This window comes from Neisseria sp. Marseille-Q1983 (assembly GCF_018224585.1).
GTDB lineage: Bacteria > Pseudomonadota > Gammaproteobacteria > Burkholderiales > Neisseriaceae > Neisseria > Neisseria polysaccharea.
Genome location: NZ_JAGTUI010000078.1, coordinates 1 through 3,598, shown reverse-complemented (window position 1 = coordinate 3,598; position 3,598 = coordinate 1). Strand labels below are relative to the sequence as shown.

Annotated in this window: 5 protein-coding genes; all 5 read left to right on the top strand. The window is 51.8% G+C overall.

Features of this window, described 5'->3' with window-relative positions; genetic code table 11:
• The first annotated feature begins 89 nt into the window (after positions 1 to 89).
• Positions 90 to 431 (top strand): hypothetical protein, encoded by a 342-nt coding sequence (locus tag KEM39_RS10945; RefSeq protein WP_118997332.1) that lies wholly within the window; start codon positions 90 to 92, stop codon positions 429 to 431.
• 174 nt (positions 432 to 605) lie between these two features.
• Complete coding sequence (gene gltS, locus KEM39_RS10940; protein WP_118997333.1) at positions 606 to 1,820, top strand: sodium/glutamate symporter; 1,215 nt, start codon at positions 606 to 608, stop codon at positions 1,818 to 1,820.
• 98 nt (positions 1,821 to 1,918) lie between these two features.
• The gene (locus tag KEM39_RS10935) at positions 1,919 to 2,932 is read left to right on the top strand and encodes a lysozyme inhibitor LprI family protein (RefSeq protein WP_118997334.1); all 1,014 of its coding nucleotides are present in this window, start codon (positions 1,919 to 1,921) and stop codon (positions 2,930 to 2,932) included.
• A gap of 10 nt (positions 2,933 to 2,942) precedes the next feature.
• Positions 2,943 to 3,140 (top strand): hypothetical protein, encoded by a 198-nt coding sequence (locus KEM39_RS10930; RefSeq protein WP_013448186.1) that lies wholly within the window; start codon positions 2,943 to 2,945, stop codon positions 3,138 to 3,140.
• 17 nt (positions 3,141 to 3,157) lie between these two features.
• Positions 3,158 to 3,307: a hypothetical protein gene (locus KEM39_RS10925; protein WP_118997335.1), complete on the top strand. Its 150-nt coding sequence runs from the start codon at positions 3,158 to 3,160 to the stop codon at positions 3,305 to 3,307.
• The last annotated feature ends 291 nt before the right edge of the window (positions 3,308 to 3,598 follow it).

The following is a 3,598-nucleotide window of genomic DNA, read 5'->3' as shown; positions in this document are numbered from 1 at the left end:
TGTACTGTCTGCGGCTTCGTCGCCTTGTCCTGATTTTTGTTAATCCACTATAAATTATTGCCAACCTGTTTAAATAAGGAGTCCGAACCATGAAGAAATTGATGTTTGCCGCGCTGGTGTCCTGTTTTTCGGTTTCTGCGTTTGCGGCGTGTGCCGACAGCCGGCAGCAGTGTGTAATCTATAAAAACGGCAATGTGGCGGCAGAGGGCGGCTGTACGGTCAGCAAGTGCCAAAGTGCCGATGCGCAAGTGTTGAAATGGAAGATGAAAAACGGCAAAGGCGTAACCGTTGAAATCGGCAAAGACGGCAAGGTTTCGGTGAACAAAAAACCGGGTGCGAAGGCTGCTAACAGCAATGCGGCAGGTATGGGTTTGACGTGTTATGCCGCCGATGCGGACAAGCGCGAGCAGTTCTGTTCGACCAATTATTGAACAGGTGCAAATGCCCGATGCCGTCTGAACGGAGTTTCAGACGGCATTTTGTTTGTAAAAAATAGTTGTAAAAAACGGCAATTCTTTGACAAGCCTTAACTGTTCCCCTAATATCTTCGCGCCTGCGCCCCTTCGGGCGGACATAAAGAAAAACATTTTAGGAGGTCAAACGATATGGAATGGGCGTTTAACAGTTATTACACCCTGATTGCCGCCACTTTGGTTTTGTTGGTCGGAAAAGTTTTAGTCAATAAAATTAAGTTCTTGCGTGATTTTAATATTCCCGAACCCGTGGCGGGCGGGCTGATTGCCGCGATTATCCTGTTTGCGCTGCACGAAGCCTACGGCGTCAGCTTTAAATTTGAAAAACCGCTGCAAGATGCGTTCATGCTCATCTTCTTTACATCCATTGGCTTGAGTGCCGACTTCTCCCGTTTGAAAGCGGGCGGTTTGCCGCTGGTGGTTTTTACCGCGATTGTGGGCGGATTTATCTTGGTGCAAAACTTTGTCGGGGTCGGACTGGCTACGGCTTTGGGTTTGGATCCGCTCATCGGTCTGATTACCGGTTCGGTGTCGCTGACGGGCGGACACGGTACGTCAGGTGCGTGGGGACCTAATTTTGAAACGCAATACGGCTTGGTCGGCGCAACCGGTTTGGGTATTGCTTCGGCTACTTTCGGGCTGGTATTCGGCGGTCTGATCGGCGGGCCGGTTGCGCGCCGCCTGATCAACAAAATGGGGCGCAAACCGGTTGAAAACACAAAACAGGATCAGGACGACAACGCGGACGACGTGTTCGAACAGGCAAAACGCACCCGCCTGATTACGGCGGAATCTGCCGTTGAAACGCTTGCCATGTTTGCCGCGTGTCTGGCATTTGCCGAGATTATGGACGGCTTCGACAAAGAATACCTGTTCGACCTGCCCAAATTCGTGTGGTGTCTGTTTGGCGGCGTGGTCATCCGCAACATCCTCACTGCCGCATTCAAAGTCAATATGTTCGACCGCGCCATCGATGTGTTCGGCAATGCTTCGCTTTCGCTTTTCTTGGCAATGGCGTTGCTGAATTTGAAACTGTGGGAGCTGACCGGTTTGGCGGGGCCTGTAACCGTCATCCTTGCCGTACAAACCGTGGTGATGGTTTTGTACGCGACTTTTGTTACCTATGTCTTTATGGGGCGCGACTATGATGCCGCAGTATTGGCTGCCGGCCATTGCGGTTTCGGCTTGGGCGCAACGCCGACGGCGGTGGCAAATATGCAGTCCATCACGCATACTTTCGGCGCATCGCATAAGGCGTTTTTGATTGTGCCTATGGTCGGCGCGTTCTTCGTCGATTTGATTAATGCGGCGATTCTCACCGGCTTTGTGAATTTCTTTAAAGGCTGATTTTCCGCCTTTCCGACAAAGCACCTGCAAGGTTTACCGCCTGCAGGTGCTTTTGCTATGATAGCCGCCATCGGTCTGCACCGTTTGGAAGGAACATCATGTATCGGAAACTCATTGCGCTGCCGTTTGCCCTGCTGCTTGCCGCGTGCGGCAGGGAAGAACCGCCCAAGGCATTGGAATGCGCCAACCCCGCCGTGTTGCAGGACATACGCGGCAGTATTCAGGAAACGCTCACGCAGGAAGCGCGTTCTTTCGCGCGCGAAGACGGCAGGCAGTTTGTCGATGCCGACAAAATTATCGCCGCCGCCTACGGTTTGGCGTTTTCTTTGGAACACGCTTCGGAAACGCAGGAAGGCGGGCGCACGTTCTGTATTGCCGATTTGAACATTACCGTGCCGTCTGAAACGCTTGCCGATGCCGAGGCAAACAGCCCCCTGTTGTACGGGGAAACCGCTTTGTCGGATATTGTGCGGCAGAAGACGGGCGGCAATGTCGAATTTAAAGACGGCGTATTGACGGCAGCCGTCCGCTTCCTGCCCGCCAAAGACGGTCAGACGGCATTTGTCGACAACACGGTCGGTATGGCGGCGCAAACGCTGTCTGCCGCGCTGCTGCCTTACGGCGTGAAGAGCATCGTGATGATAGACGGCAAGGCGGTGAAAAAAGAAGACGCGGTCAGGATTTTGAGCGGAAAAGCCCCCGAACCGCCGTCCAAACCCACGCCCGAAGACATTTTGGAACACAATGCCGCAGGCGGCGATGCGGGCGTACCCCAAGCCGCAGAAGGCGCGCCCGAACCGGAAATCCTGCATCCCGACGACGGCGAGCGTGCCGATACCGTTACCGTATCACGGGGCGAAGTGGAAGAGGCGCGCGTACAAAATCAACGTGCGGAATCCGAAATTACCAAACTTTGGGGAGGACTCGATACTGATGTGCAAAAAGAGTTGGTCGGCGAACAACGCAAGTGGGCGCAGGAAAAAATCAGCAACTGCCGACAAGCCGCCGCGCAGGCAGACGGGAAAGAATACGCCGAATATCTCAAATTGCAGTGCGACACGCGGATGACGCGCGAACGGATACAGTATCTTCGCGGCTATTCCATCGATTAGGGGCAAACCGATGAATACCGTCCCCAAAAGCAGGATTCCCGTCAAACCGCTGCCCGAAAAAACCACAGCCGAAGCCAAAGTCGAAAAATGGCGGCAGCTCGGTGCGGAACACGGTTTGTCGGGCGAATGGGCAGTTGCCGCCAGATTGGGCGAGAACGGTTTTACCGAAGAACAGATGGAAAATATCGCCAACCTGTTCGGCAGATAAAGGGAAAATTGACGGAAATGCCGTCTGAAACCCTGTTATCGGTTTCAGACGGCATTTTGACCAATACGGTACGCAGGCGCAAAACAGCCGGCTTTTTATGTGTTTCCTATGCTGATGTTTCAACACACAAGACGGCACATAAAGCGTTGCCCTATGTGTTGTCCTGATTTTTGTTAATCCACTATAAAGTCTGATCCTGCCGCCCCGAAGGACAGATGTCCGAGTGGCGGGATTTCAACCGAAAAGGAAATACGATAAAATCGGCAATTTGCCGTAAAGTTAAAAAGTTCCATCTATATCTTTTTCTTTTAAACATCTCCGAGCCCACGAGACCCCTCTACATCTCGTATGCCGCCTTTTGCTTGAAAAAAAAAAAAAAAAATAAAATACTCATAGATAATAATTTAATACGACTAACCATATATAATAATACATAAGTCTAAAGGTTTTATAGTATA

Excerpts from the sequence above, each read along its gene's own strand:
- KEM39_RS10945 (WP_118997332.1), top strand. The coding sequence starts at position 90 with ATGAAGAAATTGATGTTTGCCGCGCTGGTGTCCTGTTTTTCGGTTTCT.
- gltS (WP_118997333.1), top strand. The coding sequence starts at position 606 with ATGGAATGGGCGTTTAACAGTTATTACACCCTGATTGCCGCCACTTTG.
- KEM39_RS10935 (WP_118997334.1), top strand. The coding sequence starts at position 1,919 with ATGTATCGGAAACTCATTGCGCTGCCGTTTGCCCTGCTGCTTGCCGCG.
- KEM39_RS10930 (WP_013448186.1), top strand. The coding sequence starts at position 2,943 with ATGAATACCGTCCCCAAAAGCAGGATTCCCGTCAAACCGCTGCCCGAA.
- KEM39_RS10925 (WP_118997335.1), top strand. The coding sequence starts at position 3,158 with ATGCCGTCTGAAACCCTGTTATCGGTTTCAGACGGCATTTTGACCAAT.